At 68.8% G+C, this 16,056-nt stretch carries 11 protein-coding genes; all 11 read right to left on the bottom strand.

Going from position 1 to position 16,056, the window contains the following annotated elements:
• Nucleotides 1–112 precede the first annotated feature (112 nt).
• A complete protein-coding gene (locus tag ACWD26_RS26090) occupies nt 113–2,062 on the bottom strand; it encodes a TIGR03960 family B12-binding radical SAM protein (RefSeq protein WP_451274029.1) in 1,950 nt (649 codons plus the stop codon).
• Between the two features lie 97 nt (nt 2,063–2,159).
• Entirely contained in the window at nt 2,160–3,725 is a 1,566-nt protein-coding gene (locus tag ACWD26_RS26095) for a CYTH and CHAD domain-containing protein (protein WP_451274031.1), read from the bottom strand.
• Between the two features lie 67 nt (nt 3,726–3,792).
• Nucleotides 3,793–4,989, bottom strand: coding sequence for a rod shape-determining protein RodA (gene rodA / locus ACWD26_RS26100; RefSeq protein ID WP_451274033.1), 1,197 nt, complete (start codon nt 4,987–4,989; stop codon nt 3,793–3,795).
• Nucleotides 4,986–7,328 (bottom strand): penicillin-binding protein 2, encoded by a 2,343-nt coding sequence (gene mrdA, locus ACWD26_RS26105; RefSeq protein WP_451274035.1) that lies wholly within the window; start codon nt 7,326–7,328, stop codon nt 4,986–4,988. Before mrdA ends, rodA begins: the two co-directional genes overlap by 4 nt.
• 189 nt (nt 7,329–7,517) lie before the next feature.
• Nucleotides 7,518–8,189 (bottom strand): rod shape-determining protein MreD, encoded by a 672-nt coding sequence (gene mreD / locus ACWD26_RS26110; RefSeq protein WP_451274037.1) that lies wholly within the window; start codon nt 8,187–8,189, stop codon nt 7,518–7,520.
• 29 nt (nt 8,190–8,218) lie between these two features.
• Complete coding sequence (gene mreC, locus ACWD26_RS26115) at nt 8,219–9,172, bottom strand: rod shape-determining protein MreC (RefSeq protein WP_451274039.1); 954 nt, start codon at nt 9,170–9,172, stop codon at nt 8,219–8,221.
• Between the two features lie 174 nt (nt 9,173–9,346).
• Complete coding sequence (locus tag ACWD26_RS26120; protein ID WP_005479350.1) at nt 9,347–10,366, bottom strand: rod shape-determining protein; 1,020 nt, start codon at nt 10,364–10,366, stop codon at nt 9,347–9,349.
• A gap of 382 nt (nt 10,367–10,748) precedes the next feature.
• Nucleotides 10,749–11,162: a nucleoside-diphosphate kinase gene (gene ndk / locus ACWD26_RS26125; protein WP_057615965.1), complete on the bottom strand. Its 414-nt coding sequence runs from the start codon at nt 11,160–11,162 to the stop codon at nt 10,749–10,751.
• Between the two features lie 103 nt (nt 11,163–11,265).
• Nucleotides 11,266–11,637 carry a DUF4233 domain-containing protein gene (locus ACWD26_RS26130; protein ID WP_451274042.1) on the bottom strand — a complete coding sequence of 124 codons (372 nt, stop codon included), beginning with the start codon at nt 11,635–11,637 and terminating at the stop codon, nt 11,266–11,268.
• 10 nt (nt 11,638–11,647) lie between these two features.
• Nucleotides 11,648–13,165, bottom strand: coding sequence for a bifunctional tetrahydrofolate synthase/dihydrofolate synthase (folC, locus tag ACWD26_RS26135; protein WP_451274043.1), 1,518 nt, complete (start codon nt 13,163–13,165; stop codon nt 11,648–11,650).
• A gap of 254 nt (nt 13,166–13,419) precedes the next feature.
• A complete protein-coding gene (locus tag ACWD26_RS26140; RefSeq protein ID WP_451274045.1) occupies nt 13,420–16,044 on the bottom strand; it encodes a valine--tRNA ligase in 2,625 nt (874 codons plus the stop codon).
• Nucleotides 16,045–16,056 lie beyond the last annotated feature (12 nt).

Consider the following 16,056-nt stretch of genomic DNA (forward strand, 5'->3'; position numbering starts at 1 on the left):
GGCCGACCGGCCCTCCGAGCACCCCTCATGAACCGAGCCACTCATGGCCCGAGCCACTCGTCGCCCGAGCCCTTCACAGCCACGGCCGCTCAAGGCATGGGACAGCGAGCGGTCAGTGGCTGTGCCCGCTTCCCGCCGGCTGCTTGACCGACAGCGGCAGCAGCTTCTTCCCCGTGGGGCCGATCTGGATGTGGGTGTCCATCTGGGGGCACACGCCGCAGTCGAAGCACGGGGTCCAGCGGCAGTCCTCGACCTCGGTCTCGTCGAGGGCGTCCTGCCAGTCCTCCCAGAGCCAGTCCTTGTCGAGGCCGGAGTCGAGGTGGTCCCAGGGGAGGACCTCCTCGTAGGTGCGCTCGCGGGTGGTGTACCAGTCGACGTCCACGCCGAAGTCCGCCAGCGCCTTGTCCGCGCAGCTCATCCAGCGGTCGTACGAGAAGTGCTCGCGCCAGCCGTCGAAGCGGCCGCCGTCCTCGTAGACCGCGCGGATCACGGCGCCGATACGGCGGTCACCGCGCGAGAGCAGGCCCTCGACGATGCCCGGCTTGCCGTCGTGGTAGCGGAAGCCGATGGAGCGGCCGTACTTCTTGTCGCCGCGGATCTTGTCGCGGAGCTTCTCCAGGCGGGCGTCCGTCTCCTCGGCGGAGAGCTGCGGGGCCCACTGGAACGGGGTGTGCGGCTTGGGGACGAAGCCGCCGATCGAGACCGTGCAGCGGATGTCGTTGGAACCGGAGACCTCACGGCCCTTCTGGATCACTCGGGTCGCCATGTCGGCGATCTGGAGGACGTCCTCGTCGGTCTCCGTCGGCAGGCCGCACATGAAGTACAGCTTCACCTGGCGCCAGCCGTTGCCGTACGCGGTGGAGACGGTCCGGATCAGGTCCTCCTCCGAGACCATCTTGTTGATGACCTTGCGCATGCGCTCGGAGCCGCCCTCGGGCGCGAAGGTGAGGCCGGAGCGACGGCCGTTGCGGGTCAGCTCGTTCGCCAGGTCCACGTTGAAGGCGTCGACACGCGTCGAGGGGAGGGACAGACCGATCTTGTCCTCCTCGTACCGGTCCGCCAGGCCCTTGGCGATGTCGCCGATCTCGCTGTGGTCGGCGGAGGAGAGCGAGAGGAGGCCGACCTCCTCGAAGCCCGTCGCCTTGAGGCCCTTCTCGACCATGTCACCGATGCCGGTGATGGAACGCTCACGGACCGGGCGGGTGATCATGCCCGCCTGGCAGAAGCGACAGCCGCGCGTGCAGCCGCGGAAGATCTCCACCGACATCCGCTCGTGGACCGTCTCGGCGAGCGGGACCAGCGGCTGCTTGGGGTACGGCCACTCGTCCAGGTCCATGACGGTGTGCTTCGACACCCGCCACGGGACACCCGACCTGTTCGGTACGACGCGGCCGATACGGCCGTCCGCGAGGTACTCGACGTCGTAGAACGCCGGGATGTAGACGGAGCCGGTCTTCGCGAGGCGGAACAGGACCTCCTCGCGGCCACCCGGCCGGCCCTCCGCCTTCCACGCGCGGATGATCTCGGTCATGTCGAGCACGGCCTGCTCGCCGTCGCCGATGATCGCCGCGTCGATGAAGTCGGCGATCGGCTCGGGGTTGAAGGCAGCGTGACCGCCGGCCAGCACGATCGGGTCGTCGACCGTGCGGTCCCTGGACTCCAGGGGGATCCCGGCCAGGTCCAGGGCGGTGAGCATGTTGGTGTAGCCCAGCTCCGTGGAGAAGGACAGGCCGAACACGTCGAAGGCCTTCACGGGGCGGTGGCTGTCGACGGTGAACTGCGGAACGCCGTGCTCCCGCATCAGCGCCTCCAGGTCCGGCCACACGCTGTACGTGCGCTCGGCGAGCACGCCCTCGCGCTCGTTCAGCACCTCGTAGAGGATCATGACGCCCTGGTTGGGCAGCCCGACCTCGTACGCGTCCGGGTACATGAGCGCCCAGCGGACGTCGCAGGACTCCCAGGGCTTGACGGTGGAGTTGAGCTCACCGCCCACGTACTGGATCGGCTTCTGCACATGCGGGAGCAGGGCCTCAAGCTGTGGGAAGACCGACTCGACAGACATCGCGGGGATTACCTTCGTGAGCTGACAGGGGTGACCATCTAGCGTAACGCCCCCGGAGACACCCCTCGTACGCCCGGCTTCCCGTCCCACCCGGCCGTCAGAACGGCATGTCGGCGCTGATCTTCGCCCACGTCTCCGGCAGCGCCCCCTCCGCCAGCTCCGCCCGCCGCTCCTCCCTGCCATACAGCAGCCCGTACGTGAAGGCGCTCTCCCCCGCCTCCTGTGCCTGGAAGGCGATCTCGCGCAGGGCCTCGCGGGTCATCACGCTGTCCTGGTGGTCGCCGAGGAGGGTCTGCAGGGACTTCATGTCCTTGACGATCTCCTTGGCCGGCTTGCCGAGGAGAGGGCCCGCCGCCTCGGCCGCGTACCGGGTGCGCTTGGCCTTCTTGCGGGCCTCGTGCATGGCTACGTCCCGGTCGGCGCCCGACGGCTGTGCCAGGGCCTCCTCGACCAGGGCCGCCACCTTGGCGAAGTCCTTCTTGACCGCCTTGGTGATCACCTTCTCGGGATCGCCCCCGGCGGCCTTGAGCAGCGGCGGGTCCTTGATCACGGCGTCGAGGGACTCCAGCAGCTCCAGATACCGCTGCCCGTCCAGTGCCTCGATCAGCTCGGGCCGGGGGCCGCTGCCGCCGTCCTTCTCCGCCCAGGTACGCAGCCGTGTGCGGACCGGGCCCGTCACCAGGCCTTCGGGGAGGTCGTCCAGGGCCTCGATGAGCCGTTCCGTCAGCACCTCCTGGTCACGGTCGACGCCCAGCTCCCCCGCCAGCCACTTCAGCTCCTCGCCGATCGGATCCGTGACGGCCCGGTCCAGGACCTTCCCGAACGACTTGAAGGTGCTGCGCAGCCGGCGCGTGGCGACCCGCATGCTGTGGACGGAGTCGAAGACGTCACGGCGGACAGCGGGATCGAGCTCCACGATGGCGTCACGCTGGACGCGGACATAAGCGAGAACGTGGTCCCCGGGGGTGACGGGCTCGCCGACCGGCTCCTCGGCCGTGCCGCGCTCGCCACCCTGCTTCCCCCGCTGCTTACCCTCCTTGCTCTTCTGGCCCTTCTTGCCCTTCTTGGGAGCCGTCTCCCGCAGGGCCCGGGCCAGCTTCGACGGCGAGTCGGACGGCCGCACCCCCGCCTTGCGCAGCTTCTTGTCAATCTTCTCGAGGAAGGCCGGGTCGCCGTCGTCGGCGAGCTCCACCTCGATCTCGGACCACTGGGCGGTCCGGCCGTCCTCGGTCAGCCGTTCGGCGACGACGGCGTCCACGCTGACCTCGGCGAGGAGGGCTCCGTCGGCGTCGAGCAGGTCCCTGACGTCGCGTGTGGAGAGCAGACGAACCCGTGGGACCAGCTCGGCCCCCCTGACCCGCGAACGCACGAGCCCCGCGAGATCGTCGGGCAGCGTGTCGGACAGCGGGGACTGGATCTCGTCCCGTACGCCCGAGGAGACGGGGAACTTCAGATGCCAGCCCGCGTCCTTGCCTCCCGTGCGGCGACGCAGGGTGATGGAGGCGGCGGCCAGACGTTCGTCCGAGGTGTCGTAGTAGACGGCGTCCAGCTCCGCCACGCCCTTGTCGATGACGGTCGCGACCCCGGCCACACCGGTGAGGTCCGGCAGGCCGCTCTCGTCGGACTCGTACTTCCGCTCGATCTCACGCTTGGTGTCCGCCATGAACTGAATCTAGTCGCATATTCAGCAAAGCGGCAGACCACCGCGCCCCTTCCCGGGGCGCGGAGCCCTACGCGGACATGGGGCGCTGTACCCGAATGGACTGCAGCAACCCCACCGCCACCCACACCGCGAACATCGACGAGCCGCCGTACGACACGAACGGCAGCGGCAGGCCCGCCACCGGCATGATGCCGAGGGTCATGCCGATGTTCTCGAAGGACTGGAAGGCGAACCAGGCGATGATGCCGCCGGCGACGATCGTGCCGTACAGCTCGGTGGTCTCGCGGGCGATCCGGCAGGCCCGCCACAGGACGACACCCAGCAGCAGGATGATCAGCCCGGCGCCCACGAACCCCAGCTCCTCTCCCGCCACCGTGAAGACGAAGTCGGTCTGCTGCTCCGGCACGAACTGCCCGGTGGTCTGCGAGCCCTTGAACAGCCCGGTGCCGAGCAGCCCGCCGGAGCCGATGGCGATCCGGGCCTGGTTGGTGTTGTAGCCGACACCGGCCGGGTCGAGCTCGGGGTTGGCGAAGGCCGCGAAGCGGTTGATCTGGTACTCGTCGAGCACTCCGAGCTGCCAGACGGCGATCGCGCCGATCGCGCCGGTCCCGATGAGGCCGAAGACCCATCGGTTGGACGCGCCGGAGGTGAGCAGGACGCCCAGCACGATGACCACCATGACCATGACCGACCCGAGGTCGGGCATGAGCAGCACGATCAGTATCGGGACCGTGGCCAGACCGAGGGCCTGGACGACCGTGCGATGGTCGGGGTGGAGCTTGTCGCCGGCGTCCACCCGGGCCGCCAGCAGCATCGCCATACCCAGGATGATCGTGACCTTCACGAACTCGGAGGGCTGGAGCGAGAATCCGCCGCCGACGACGATCCACGCGTGCGCGCCGTTGATGGTCGCGCCCATCGGGGTGAGCACCAGCAGGATCAGCAGTACCGAGATGCCGTACAGGATCGGCACGGCCGTGCGCAGGGTGCGGTGGCCCAGCCAGACCGTGCCGACCATCAGGGCGAAGCCGATACCGGTGTTGAGCAGATGCCGGAGGAGGAAGTAGTACGGGTCGCCCTGGTTGAGCTCGGTGCGGTTGCGGGTCGCCGAGTAGACGAGGGCCGCGCCGATCAGGGAGAGCGCGAGGGCCGAGAGCAGTATCGGCCAGTCGAGCCGGCGGGCGAGCGAGTCACGGGCGAACAGCCGGGTCCAGCCGGTGCGTTCGGGCCCGTACCCGGAGACGGAGAAGGTGTTGCCAGTCATCCGGACCTCCTCCGTCCCCTCACACCGCAACTGCCACTGCCACTGCCACAACGGCCTCCGCCGCCGCCCGTACGCCGTCGACCGCGATCCTCGCGTCGGCGTGCGGCGCGGTTGGTGCCGCCGCCACGCGTGTCGAGGATCGCCGCCGGGATGTCGAAGGACACCGGCCGGGCGCCGGACCCTGCGGCGACCGCCTGGGTGTCGTCCTCGGCGGCCTCCTTCTTCGACTTCTTCGGCGGGTAGTTCTCCAGCTTCGGGGCGTCGATCGAGCCGTCGGACTCGATCTTCGGCAGGCCCTTCTGCGGGGTCGGCAGCAGCGCCTTCTTCTTGTCGATCTTGCCGTCCTCGGAGACGCCGTAGAGCGCGTTGTAGAGCTTGCGCACGGCGGGCGCCGAGGCGCCGGAACCCGTACCACCCTGGGAGATCGTCATCACGATCGAGTAGTCCTTGGTGTACGTGGTGAACCAGGAGGTCGTCTGCTTGCCGTAGACCTCGGCCGTACCCGTCTTGGCGTGGATCGGGATCTCGTCCTGCGGCCAGCCCTGGAAGCGCCAGGCTGCCGTACCCCGGGTCGCGACTCCCTCAAGGGCTTCGTCTATCTCGTTGAGGGTCTTCTTCGTCATCGGCAGTTTGCCGTGCGACTTGGGCGCGATCTCCTGCACGTTCTTGCCGTCGGCGCTGATGATCGCCTTGCCGACGGTGGGGTCGTAGAGAGTGCCGCCGTTGGAGATGGCCGCGTAGATGGTGGCCATCTGGATGGGGGTGACGAGGGTGTCGCCCTGGCCGATGGAGTAGTTGACGGAGTCACCGGCACGCAGGCGGTTGCCTTCGAGGCAGTTCTCGTACGCGATCTGCTCGGCGTACGAGCCGCCCTTCTTGCCGTACTTGCACCAGGCGTCCTTGTTGTCCTCCCAGTACTTCTGCTTCCACTGGCGGTCCGGGATGCGGCCGGTGACCTCGTTCGGCAGGTCGATGCCGGTCTCGGCGCCGAGGCCGAACTGATGGGCGGTCTTGTAGAACCAGTCGTTGGCGCCCTTCTTGGGCTTGATGCCTCCGTCGCGCTTCCACTCCTCGTGGGAGAGGCGGTAGAAGACGGTGTCGCAGGAGACCTCCAGCGCCTTGCCGAGGCTGATCGCGCCATGGCTCTGGGACTCGAAGTTCTTGAAGACCTGGCCGCCGATCGAGTACGAACTGGAGCATTCGTACGGGCCGTTGAAGGAGTAGCCGGCGTTCACCGCGGCGGCCGTCGGGATCACCTTGAAGACGGAGCCGGGGGCCGACTGGCCCTGGATCGCGCGGTTCAGCAGCGGGTAGTTGGACTTCTTGCCGGTGAGCTTGGCGTAGTCCTTGGCGGAGATGCCGCCGACCCAGGCGTTGGGGTCGTAGTCCGGGTTGGAGGCCATGGCGACGACACGGCCGGTCTTGGCCTCCATCACGACGACCGCGCCGGAGTCCGCCTTGTAGTTCGTCCCGGTGTTGCGGTCGTTCTGCTTGCGGGCTTCCTTCATCGCCTCGTTGAGTTCGTACTCGGCGATGCGCTGCACGCGGGCGTCGATGCTGGTGACGAGGTTGGCGCCAGGCTGCGCGGGGTCCGCCTCGGCCTCGCCGATGACCCGGCCGAGGTTGTCGACCTCGTAGCGGGTGACGCCGGCTTTGCCGCGCAACTCCTTGTCGTACTGGCGCTCCAGGCCGGAGCGGCCGACCTGGTCGGAGCGCAGGTACGGCGAGTCGGTGTCCTGCGCCTTGGTGATCTCCTCGTCCGTGACCGGCGAGAGATAGCCGAGGACCTGCGAGGTCTTGGAGCCGCCGGGGCTCGCATAGCGGCGGACGGCCTGCGGCTCGGCGGTGATGCCGGGGAAGTCCTCGGAGCGTTCGCGGATCTGCAGGGCCTGCTTGGGGGTGGCCTCGTCGGTGATGGGGATCGGCTGGTAGGGCGAGCCGTTCCAGCAGGGCTGGGGCGTCTCGGAGTCGCAGAGGCGGACCTTGTCCATGACGTCCTTGGGCTTCATGTCCAGGACGCCGGCGAGCTTGGTGAGGACGGCCTTGCCGTCGTCGTCCATCTTCAGCAGGTCCGTGCGGGAGGCGGAGACCACGAGGCGGGTCTCATTGTCGGCGATCGGCACTCCGCGCGCGTCCAGGATCGAGCCGCGCACGGCGGGCTGCACGACCTGCTGGACGTGGTTGCCGGAGGCCTCCTTGGCGTAGGCGTCGCCCTCGCGGATCTGGAGGTACCACAGGCGGCCGCCGAGGGTACCGAGGAGGGAGAAGACGAGGATCTGGATGATGATGAGCCGGATCTGGACCCGTGGGGTCCGCCCGGTCTCCGGGATGTTGGTCACTGCCTGCCTCCCCCTCTCAGTGCGTGTGCGCGTGGTGCGTGTACGGGTGGTGCATGTACGGGTGGTGCATGTACGGGTGGAGCGTCTGTGAGTCGTGTGCAGTGTGCTGGTACATGGGGTACACCGCTCGGCAGTGATCGGTTCCCACGTCCGTTCCCGCATCCGCCCCAGGTGTCATGTGCCGTGCCGTCACAGCCGCTTGACCCCCTTGATGCGCCCCGCCCTCGCCATCCGTGATCGCGCGGCCTTGAGGCGGAGTCCCCCGCGCTGGTTGCCGATGCGCAGGCCGGTGCCGGAGGAGAGCCAGCCGGAGGAGACGTCGGACGCCTTGCTGGCGCTGTTGGTCTCGCCGAGCGGGTCGTTCTCGGCACGCCGGGCGAGCGCCATGACGCCGGGGACGACGAAGGGCGCGAGCAGCAGGTCGTACAACGCGGCCGTGAACAGCAGGCTGGGCAGGCCGACATGGCGGGCCGCGTCGTCACCGACGAGGGCGCCGACACCGGCGTACAGGAGCGTGGAGCCGAGCGCGGCGACGACGACCACGGCCATCGGGCCGGTCGCCGACTTCAGGCGGCCGGTCTCGGGTTTGGCCAGGCCCGCGAGGTAGCCGATGACGCAGAGGACCAGGGCGTACCGTCCGGCCGCGTGGTCGGCGGGTGGCACGAGGTCGGACAGCAGTCCGGCGCCGAAGCCGATCAGGGCGCCGCCGACATGGCCGTAGACCAGGGCGAGGCCGAGCACGGTGAGGAGCACCAGGTCGGGTACGGCGCCCGGGAGATGGAGGCGGGCGAGGACACTCACCTGGAGCACCAGGGCGACGATCACCAGGGTGGTGGAGAGCAGCATCCGGTTGAAGCGCATGAGGGGTTCAGCTCCTACTGTCCTACGTCCTACTGCTCTTGCGGCTGGCCGTCGGTGCCGTCGCCCGGTGCGTCCGCGCCCGGTGTGACCGTCACGGTCACGGTCGGCGTGGGCGTGGCCTTGGGCTTGTTCGGCAGGACGGTGTCGCGCGGGTCCTTGCGGGGCGGCTGGACGACGACACCGACGATGTCGAGCTGGGTGAAGGCCACGAACGGCTTGACGTAGACCGTGCGGGTGAGGTCGCCGCCGGAGGGGTCGACGCGTGAGACGACACCGACGGGGACGCCCGGGACGAACGGCTTGTCGGCCTGCGAGCCGAAGGTGACGAGGCGGTCGCCCGCCTTCACCTTGGCCTTGCCGTTGAGGAGTTCGACGCGCAGTGGGCGGTCGCCCTGGCCGGAGGCGAAGCCGAGTTCGTCGGTGGCCTCCATGCGGGTGCCGACGGTGAAGTCGGGGTCGTTGGCGAGGAGCACGGTCGCGGTGTTCGGTCCGACGGTGGTGACGCGACCGACGAGCCCGTTGCCGTTGAGGACGGTCATGTCGCGGGTGATGCCGTCGTCGGTGCCGATGTCGATGGTGACGGTCCAGGAGAAGCCCTGGGCCGCTCCTATGGCGATGACCTCGGCGCCCTTGATGCCGTACTGCCCGTTCGCGGCGGTCTTCAGCATCTTGTCGAGCTGTTCGACTCTGCTGTTGTTGCGGTCGTCGCTGCCGAGGGACGCCTTCAGTTCGGCGTTCTCCTTCTCCAGCGCGGCGAGCCGGTCGTGGCGGGAGCCGGAGTCACGGACGGCGCTTATGGCGTTGCCGATCGGGTCGACGGCGGTCGCCATCCCGTCCTCGATCGGGCCGAAGACGGTGGCCGCGGCACGTCGGGCACCGTCGACCGGTGAGTCCTCCCCGCCACGGATGTCCACCGTGATCAGCGCGAACGCGACGGCGATCAGCAGCACCAGGAGCAGCCGGCTCTCTCGTGTGTCCCTCACGTGCGGCGGCCGTGCCTTCCTCATAGGAATTCGACAGGAATTGGGGAATTCGGGTAGCCCCTGGGAATCCCGAGACGGGAACGACAGGGGCGCTTTGTGGGAGCTTATGCCTCGATATCAACGATCCGCCGCACGAGAGGAGAACGTCCCGTACGGCGGAATCGAAGTGTTACGTCATCTGCGGGGCTGGGCGTCGAGCACCTGCTGCAACGCCTCGAACTCCTCGACACACTTGCCCGAGCCGAGCGCCACGCTGTCCAGCGGGTCCTCGGCGATATGGATCGGCATTCCGGTCTCGCGGCGCAGCCGCTCGTCGAGACCGCGCAGCAGGGCGCCGCCGCCGGTGAGGACGATGCCGCGGTCCATGATGTCGCCGGAGAGCTCCGGCGGGCACTTGTCGAGGGTCGTCTTGACGGCATCGACGATGGCGTTGACGGGTTCCTCGATCGCCTTCCGCACTTCGCCCGCGGAGATCACGACGGTCTTGGGCAGCCCGGACACCAGGTCCCTGCCACGGATTTCGGTGTGCTCGTCAGCGTCGAGGTCGTACGCCGAACCGATCGTGATCTTGATCTGTTCGGCCGTCCGCTCACCGAGGAGGAGCGAGTACTCCTTCTTGATGTGCTGGATGATCGCGTTGTCCAACTCGTCGCCCGCGACGCGGATGGACTGGGCGGTGACGATGCCGCCGAGGGAGATGACCGCGACCTCCGTGGTGCCGCCGCCGATGTCCACCACCATGTTGCCCGTGGCCTCGTGGACCGGCAGGCCGGAGCCGATGGCCGCGGCCATGGGCTCCTCGATGATGTGCACCTGACGGGCGCCGGCCTGGGAGGACGCCTCGATGACGGCGCGACGCTCGACACCGGTGATGCCGGACGGCACGCAGACGACGACCCGAGGGCGGGCGAGATACCGCCGCTTGTGGATCTTCAGGATGAAGTAGCGGAGCATCCGCTCGGTGATCTCGAAGTCGGCGATGACACCGTCCTTCAGCGGACGCACGGCAACGATGTTGCCCGGCGTCCGCCCGATCATCTTCTTCGCCTCCGCGCCGACCGCGAGGATGCCACCGGTGTTGGTGTTGATCGCGACGACGGACGGCTCGTTCAGTACGATCCCGCGACCCCTGACGTACACCAGCGTGTTGGCGGTCCCGAGGTCGACAGCCATGTCACGGCCGATGAACGACATTGAGTTCCCCATCAGGATTCGTCTGGCCTTCCCAACTGGAGCACTGACGGCTTTTGAGGGCGTTTCAGGCTTTTTAGGGTCGGCGAAGTGGGTGCTGTGACGTGAAGGCTTACATCGTAGTCTCGCCCGCACGAACACTGCGCGAGGGTCTTCGCCATTGTGAGCATGCGATGCGTCGCCTCGCCTCTGGAGACGTTCCATCAGGGGTTCGCGTTCCCCCGATCGCCGCGCATATGCCGTCGTACGGCCGGGTTTTCAGCGGGATCGGCAGGTCAGGCGGGGGTAGGCCGTGTGGGTGGTGGCCGGGTGTTGGCCGAATGTTCCAGAAGAATAAGTGCGGCGGGGGCGGGCGAACGCACCGGCCCCGCCGTCGCGAACGTGCCTACGCGCGCCCGGGGAAGAAGATTTTCACCTCGCGCTCGGCCGACTCCTCGGAGTCCGACGCGTGGATCAGGTTCTCCCGCACGATCACGCCGTAGTCACCGCGGATGGAGCCGGGCGCGGCGGCGATCGGGTCGGTGGGACCGGCCAGCGCCCGCACACCCTCGATGACGCGCTCGCCCTCGACGATCAGCGCGACGACCGGCCCGGAGGCCATGAACTCGACGAGCGGCTCGTAGAACGGCTTGCCCTTGTGCTCGCCGTAATGCTGCTCCAGCGTGTCCTGGTCCAGGGTCCGCAGCTCCAGCGCGGTGATCTGCCAGCCGGCCTTCCGCTCGATACGGCTGATGATCTCGCCGGTCAGGCCACGCCGGACGGCGTCGGGCTTGAGCAGGACGAGGGTGCGCTGGCTCACGGTGGTGACTCCTTCATTTCACAAGGGTGCGGAGCTCAGAGGCTACAGGGCGAGTCCGACAGTGTGTTACGCAGCGTCAGGAAGCCCAGGCCGGGGCTCGGCCTCAAGAGGCTCCGGCGCCGGCCTCGGCCTCGCTGCCGGTGGAGGCCTGCGCCGCGAACCGGGCCTTCGCCTCGTCGATCTTCCGTCCGAAGTGGATCGAGGCCCACCACAGGACGGCGAAGAGCGCGCCCATGAAGAACATGGTCGGGACGAAGAACCCGGAGGCGATCAGGCCGATCTGGAGCACCCAGCCCAGCTGGATACCACCGGGCCGGGTGATCAGGCCGCACAGCAGGAGGCACAGCCCCATGGCGATGCCGCTGACCGTCCAGACCGTCGACATGGTCAGGTCCGGATCCTTCATGGCGACCAGACCTGCGAAGCCGATCACGAAGAACTCGCCGATCAGGGTCGAAGCACAGAGGGTACGCATGTCTTGGAACTCAGCCCTTCCCCAGCAGCAGCCGGGCTTCGCCGACGGTGATGACGGAACCGGTGACGAGGACGCCGCCGCCCGCGAACTCGCCCTCTTCCTCGGCGAGTGTGATCGCCGCCTCCAGGGCGTCGGGCAGCCGCGGTTCGACCTGCACCCGCTCCTCGCCGAACACCTCGACCGCGATCCCTGCCAGCTCGTCGGCGTCCATCGCCCGATGGCTGGAGTTCTGTGTGATCACGACCTCGGCGAAGATCGGCTCGAAGGCCTCCAGGAGACCGCGTACGTTCTTGTCGCCGCTCGCCCCGACCACACCGATCAGCCGGCTGAAGTCGAACGCCTCACCGACCGCCTCGGCCGTGGCCCGGGCGCCCGCCGGGTTGTGGGCGGCGTCGAGCACGACGGTCGGGGACCGCCGTACGACCTCCAGCCGGCCCGGCGACGACACGGCGGCGAAGGCCTTGCGGACCGTGTCCACGTCGAGCGGTTCCGGGCGCTGCGAACCGACGCCGAAGAACGCCTCGACCGCGGCGAGGGCGACCGCCGCGTTGTGCGCCTGGTACGGGCCGTGCAGCGGGAGGTAGACCTCGGGGTACTCGCCGCCGAGGCCGCGCAGGGTGAGCATCTGCCCGCCGACGGCGACCTGCCGCGAGACGACGCCGAACTCCAGGCCCTCCCGGGCCACCGTCGCGTCGACCTCCACGGCCTTCTTCAGCATCACCTGCGCCGCGTCCACGGGCTGCTGCGCCAGGATCACCGTCGCGTCCTGCTTGATGATCCCGGCCTTCTCGACGGCGATCTCGGCGGGCGTCGTACCCAGCCGGTCCGTGTGGTCGAGGTCGATGGGGGTGACGACGGCGACGTCGCCGTCGATGACGTTGGTGGCGTCCCAGGTGCCGCCCATGCCGACCTCGACGACGGCAACGTCGACGGGCGCGTCGGCGAAGGCGGCGTACGCCATGCCCGTCAGCACCTCGAAGAAGGAGAGCCGGTACTCCTGGCTCGCGTCGACCATCTCGACGTACGGCTTGATGTCCTCGTACGTCTCGATGAACCGCTCCGCCGAGATCGGCGCGCCGTCGAGGCTGATCCGCTCGGTGATCGACTGGACGTGCGGGGAGGTGTACCGGCCGGTGCGCAGTTCGAAGGCGCCGAGGAGGGCCTCGATCATGCGGGCGGTGGAGGTCTTGCCGTTGGTGCCGGTGATGTGGATGGAGGGGTACGACCGCTGCGGCTCGCCCAGGACATCCATCAGCGCGGCGATCCGCGTGACCGAGGGCTCCAGCTTGGTCTCGCCCCAGCGGGTCGCGAGGTCGGTCTCGACCTCGCGCAGCGCCTTGTCGACGGCGGGGTCCGTGGGGCGCGCCGGTACGTCGGCCTGCGGGGCGCCGCCCTGGGCACGCAGGGTGCGGCTGCCGGCCTCGATCACCGCGAGGTCCGGATCCCGGTCGGTCTCCGCGGCGATGATCTCCTCGAACGGGTCGATCGGGTCGATCGGGTCGGGCTGCTGGTCACTGCGTTCGCTCACGGGGCCAGTCTACGGGTGGGGCTCCGCCGGGCCGGGGCGCCTTGTAGCTCGTGGGTGCGGGTTGTGTGGCGGCTGAGGGTGCGTGGCGGTTGCTCGCGCAGTTCCTCGCGCCCCTTCGGTATCCGGCGGCTTCAAGTCGCCCCTACTCAGCTGCGCCCACCCGGCAAGCACCGGTGAGCGAAACCCCGCCCAGGCCGGCCGAAGGCCCCGGCGCCCAAGAAGGAGCACCGGGGCCTTCGCCTGCCTGCCAACGGCTACGCCTTCGGCAACCGGTCCAGCTGCGCGGCGATGCGCGCGATGTCCTCGTCCGCCTTGGCGAGGCGACCGCGGATCTTGTCCACCACCTGGTCCGGGGCCTTCGCCAGGAACGCCTCGTTGCCGAGCTTGGCCGTGGCCTGGGCCTTCTCCTTCTCGGCCGCCGCGAGGTCCTTCGCGAGGCGCTTGCGCTCGGCGGCGACGTCGATGACGCCGGAGAGGTCCAGGGCGACCTCGGCGCCCGCCACCGGCAGGGTCGCGGTGGCCGCGAAGCCCTCGCCCTCGGGCTGGAGGCGCAGGAGCTGACGGATCGCGGCCTCGTGCGGAGCCAGCGCCGTGCCGTCGAGGGAGAGGCGGGCCGGGACGCGCTGGCCGGGCTGGAGGCCCTGGTCGGCGCGGAACCGGCGGACCTCGGTGACGACCTGCTGGACCAGCTCGATCTCGCGCTCGGCGGCGTCGTCGCGGAAGCCACTGTCCTTCGGCCAGTCGGCGATGACGAGGGACTCGCCGCCGGTCAGCGTCGTCCAGAGGGTGTCCGTGACGAACGGGATGACCGGGTGGAGGAGGCGCAGGGTGACGTCCAGGACCTCACCCAGGACCCGCTTGCTGACCTCGGCCGGCTCGCCGCCCGCCTGGAACGTCGTCTTGGACAGCTCGACGTACCAGTCGAAGACCTCGTCCCACGCGAAGTGGAACAGGGCATCGCTGAGCTTGGCGAACTGGAAGTCCTCGTAGTACGCGTCGACCTGCTCGACCGTCTCGTTGAGGCGGGCGAGGATCCAGCGGTCGGTCGCCGAGAGCTTCGACGCCTCCGGCAGCGGACCCTCCACCGTGGCGCCGTTCATCAGCGCGAAGCGCGTGGCGTTCCAGATCTTGTTGGCGAAGTTGCGGGAGGCCTGGACCCAGTCCTCGCCGATCGGGACGTCGGTACCGGGGTTGGCACCGCGCGCGAGGGTGAAGCGGAGCGCGTCGGAGCCGTACTTGTCCATCCAGTCGAGCGGGTCGACGACGTTGCCGAAGGACTTCGACATCTTCTTGCCGCGCTCGTCGCGGACCAGACCGGTCAGCGCGATGGTCTTGAAGGGGACCTCGCCGTCCATGGCGTAGAGGCCGAACATCATCATCCGGGCGACCCAGAAGAAGATGATGTCGTGGCCGGTGAGCAGGACGTCGGTGGAGTAGAACTTCCGCAGGTCCTCGGTCTGTTCGGGCCAGCCGAGCGTGGAGAACGGCCACAGGCCGGAGGAGAACCAGGTGTCCAGGACGTCGGTGTCCTGGATCCAGCCCTCGCCGGTGGGCGGCTCCTCGTCGGGGCCGACGCAGACCGTCTCGCCGTTCGGGCCGTACCAGACCGGGATGCGGTGTCCCCACCAGAGCTGGCGCGAGATGCACCAGTCGAACATGTTGTCGACCCAGTCGAAGTAGCGCTTCGACATGTCCTCGGGGTGGATCTTGACCCGGCCGTCGCGGACCACGTCACCGGCCGCCTTTGCCAGGGGCGCGACCTTGACCCACCACTGCATGGACAGCCGCGGCTCGACCGTGGTCTTGCAGCGCGAGCAGTGGCCGACGGAGTGGGTGTACGGCCGCTTCTCGGCGACGATCCGGCCCTGCGAGCGCAGCGCGCCGACGACGGCGGAGCGGGCCTCGAAGCGGTCCTGGCCGAGGAAGGGGCCATGGACGGTGATGACGCCGTGCTCGTCCATGATCGTCATGGAGGGCAGGTCGTGGCGCTGGCCGATCGCGAAGTCGTTCGGGTCGTGCGCCGGGGTCACCTTGACCGCGCCCGTACCGAACTCCGGGTCGACGTGGGTGTCGGCGACGACCGGGATGGAGCGGTCGGTCAGCGGCAGCTTGATCTGCCTGCCGATGAGGTGCTTGTACCGCTCGTCGTCCGGGTGGACGGCGACGGCGGTGTCACCGAGCATCGTCTCCGCGCGGGTGGTGGCGACGACGAGGCTGTCCTCGCCCTCGCCGTACCGGATGGAAACCAGCTCGCCGGAGTCCTCCTGGTGCTCGACCTCGATGTCGGAGATCGCGGTGAGACAGCGGGGACACCAGTTGATGATGCGCTCGGCGCGATAGATCAGCTCGTCGTCGTAGAGCCGCTTGAAGATGGTCTGGACGGCGCGGGACAGGCCCTCGTCCATGGTGAACCGCTCACGGCTCCAGTCGACGCCGTCTCCCAGCCGACGCATCTGGCCGAGGATCTTGCCGCCGTACTCCTCCTTCCACTGCCAGACGCGCTCGACGAACTCCTCGCGCCCCAAGTCGTGGCGGGACTTGCCCTCTTCGGCGAGCTGCTGCTCGACCTTGTTCTGGGTGGCGATGCCGGCGTGGTCCATGCCGGGCAGCCACAGGGACTCGTAACCCTGCATGCGCTTACGCCTGGTCAGGGCGTCCATGAGGGTGTGCTGGAAGGCGTGCCCGAGGTGCAGGCTGCCGGTGACGTTCGGCGGCGGGATGACGATGGTGTACGCGGGCTTGTCGCTCTTGGCGTCGGCCGCGAAGTAACCCTTGTCCACCCAGCGCTCGTACAGCGTCCCCTCTACATCGGCCGGCGCGTACTGGGTCGGCAGATCGGTGGCGGGCGCTGGAGGCTGCTGCTGAGCGTTCTCGGTCACGCGCTCAGTTTA

The sequence above is a fragment of the Streptomyces sp. NPDC002787 genome, assembly GCF_053592095.1.

Bases quoted from the DNA above. Each gene is read 5' to 3' on its own strand.
- ACWD26_RS26090 (WP_451274029.1), bottom strand. From the start codon at position 2,062: ATGTCTGTCGAGTCGGTCTTCCCACAGCTTGAGGCCCTGCTCCCGCAT.
- ACWD26_RS26095 (WP_451274031.1), bottom strand. From the start codon at position 3,725: ATGGCGGACACCAAGCGTGAGATCGAGCGGAAGTACGAGTCCGACGAG.
- rodA (WP_451274033.1), bottom strand. From the start codon at position 4,989: ATGACTGGCAACACCTTCTCCGTCTCCGGGTACGGGCCCGAACGCACC.
- mreD (WP_451274037.1), bottom strand. From the start codon at position 8,189: ATGCGCTTCAACCGGATGCTGCTCTCCACCACCCTGGTGATCGTCGCC.
- ACWD26_RS26120 (WP_005479350.1), bottom strand. From the start codon at position 10,366: ATGTCGTTCATCGGCCGTGACATGGCTGTCGACCTCGGGACCGCCAAC.
- ACWD26_RS26130 (WP_451274042.1), bottom strand. From the start codon at position 11,637: ATGCGTACCCTCTGTGCTTCGACCCTGATCGGCGAGTTCTTCGTGATC.